The sequence below is a fragment of the Arthrobacter sp. H41 genome, from assembly GCF_000520535.1.
In the GTDB taxonomy this organism is placed as follows: Bacteria; Actinomycetota; Actinomycetes; order Actinomycetales; family Micrococcaceae; genus Arthrobacter_D.
Genome location: NZ_KI914797.1, coordinates 12,230 through 14,574 on the forward strand (window position 1 = coordinate 12,230; position 2,345 = coordinate 14,574).

Consider the following 2,345-nt stretch of genomic DNA (forward strand, 5'->3'; position numbering starts at 1 on the left):
GGCGCGACGCCGTCGCCGACTCATATGCCCTGGCGAAGCGCACTGCCGCCTGGCGTTCACGGATCCAAGGCGGCTGGTCGGCAGTCCAGGTGGAGCACGTCGACTCGGTGGGCGTCACGGAAAATCCCCAGATCGGTGACTCACTGACCGTCAACGCCTACGTGGCGCTCGGCAACCTGGACCCCGACGACGTCGCTGTCGAGGTCGCGTTCGGACGAGCGTCGGACAACGACGAACTCGACAGCGTGGCGCTGGAGGATCTGGCCGTGGCCGAGAACCTCGGGAGCGGCCGTTACCTGTTCACGGGTGGAATCACGATCGACCACTCCGGCTCCTTCGGCTACACCGTGCGGGTGCTGCCCCGGCACTCGACCCTGGTGTCGAAGGCGGAGCTCGGGCTCGTCGTCAACGCCTGACGGGCCCCTGGAGAAGACCAGCCGACCCGGTCAGCAGCGGTAGATGCTGACCGAGTTGGCCGCAATGGAGTCCGCCTCGCCCGAGAGCAGGCGGACTCCCTTGCGTTTCATCGCCGGATCGGCGGAATCGAAGGTGCGCTCGAACCACCGCGGCTGGGCGTCGTCGATCCCCTGGTTCTGGAGGATCCAGGCGCCCGGAAGGTGGATCCTCTGGTCCTCGAGGGAGCCGTTGATCACGACCAGCCCGTTCACCGTTCCGCCGTGCGCAGCGAGCAGGAGCTGCACGGTGCGGGTGGCCTGGTTGTCCCACTCCCCCGGAGTCATGGGCAGTCCGGCAGCGCTGAACCACAGGAGTGTGGAGCTGTCGCTGCGGGCCGGAAAACTGGCAGGGAGCCCGGCGAGGAAGTCGCGCCGGATCGTCAGCAGCGTCCGGGTGGCCTCGAGCATCCGGGCTGCCGCCGCGTCCTGCGGCCAATGCACCCACGCGATTTCGTTGTCCTGGCAGTAGGCGTTGTTGTTCCCGCGCTGGGTCCGGCCGAACTCGTCCCCCGCGGTGATCATCGGGACCCCCAGTGAGATGAGCAGGGAGGCCATCAGGTTGCGGGCAGTCTGTTCGCGCGCGGCGATGATCCCCTCGTCCTCCGACCGGCCTTCCGCTCCGTGGTTGTAGCTGCGGTTATCGCTGTGCCCGTCGCGGTTGCTTTCGCCGTTGGCCTCGTTGTGTTTGCGGTCGTACATGGTGAGGTCCGCCAGCGTGAAGCCGTCGTGTGCCGTCACGAAGTTGAGGGAGGCCAGGGGACTCCGCCCGGAGCGCGCGAAGGTGTCGGCTGAGCCGGCGAGGCGTCCGGCCAACCGCCCGGGCGAGGACGCGCGCCCTCCCGCGCGGAGCGACCCCTGGTCGCGCAGCCAGAAATCCTTGACGGTGTCGCGGAAGCCGTCGTTCCAGTCCGCCCAGCCGTGCGGGAAGTTCCCGGTCTGCCAGCCGTGCGTGCCGATGTCCCAGGGCTCGGCGATGAGTTTCACGCCGCGCAGTGCCCGGGAGGCCCCCGCCGCCACGAGGAAGGGGTGGCGCGGGGTGAAGGTGTTCGATTCGTCGCGGCTCAGTGTGACGGCGAGGTCGAACCGGAATCCGTCGATCTGGAACTCCTCCACCCAGTAGCGGAGCGAGTCGAGGGCGAATTCGACGACCTTGGTCTTCGAGAAGTCGAGGGAGTTGCCGCAGCCCGTGGTGTCGAGGTAACGGCCGGCGTCGTCGTGTCGGTAGTAGTCCCGGTCCCCGAGCCCCCGCCAGCACAGCGCGGGTCGGCCCTGCGGCCCTTCGGCGGTGTGGTTGTACACCACGTCGAGGATCACTTCGAGGCCCGCCTCGTGCAGCTGCTTCACCATGCCCTTGAACTCCGTCAGGACGGCTTCCGGGCCGGCGGCGCGCGCCTGCTGCGTGGCGTAGTCGGCGTGGGCCGCGAAGAAGCCCAGCGTGTTGTAGCCCCAGTAGTTGGTGAGGCCGAGCGGTTCGAGGTGGGGCTCGTCGATGTGGAACTGGACGGGCAGCAGTTCCACTGCCGTGATGCCGAGTTCCTTCAGGTACTTCACCATGGCCGGATGGGCGAGGCCCGCATAGGTTCCGCTCAGGTTCTCGGGCACGTCGGGGTGCAGCTGCGTCAGTCCCTTGACGTGCGCCTCGTACACCACGGTGTCCCGCCACGGAGTCCGCGGACGTTCCGACGTTCCCCAGTCGAAGGAGTGCTCCACGAACACCGAGAAGTAGACGGGGCCCGCTGCAGCCTCACGGACCTCGATGGCGCGCCCGTAGGGATCGAGCAGGAGCTGCGCCGTGTCCGGATCTTCGGGGAGGGCCTTGCCAGTGGGCCAGAACGCGTAGGGGGCGCCCTGGGCAAGGGGCCCGATCACCCCGTGGTGCACCCCGCCGTC

The 2,345-nt window shown here is 68.4% G+C and carries 1 protein-coding gene and 1 pseudogene; one reads left to right on the plus strand and one right to left on the minus strand.

The annotated features are described in order from the left end of the window. A pseudogene (locus Y705_RS21325) lies at positions 1 to 416 on the plus strand (DUF3417 domain-containing protein); the annotation flags it as partial. A 30-nt stretch (positions 417 to 446) separates the two neighbouring features. Here the strand turns inward: Y705_RS21325 and glgX are convergent. Further along, positions 447 to 2,345 (minus strand): glycogen debranching protein GlgX (gene glgX / locus Y705_RS0109795; RefSeq protein WP_026532721.1); only part of this gene is annotated, 1,899 nt, incomplete at its 5' end.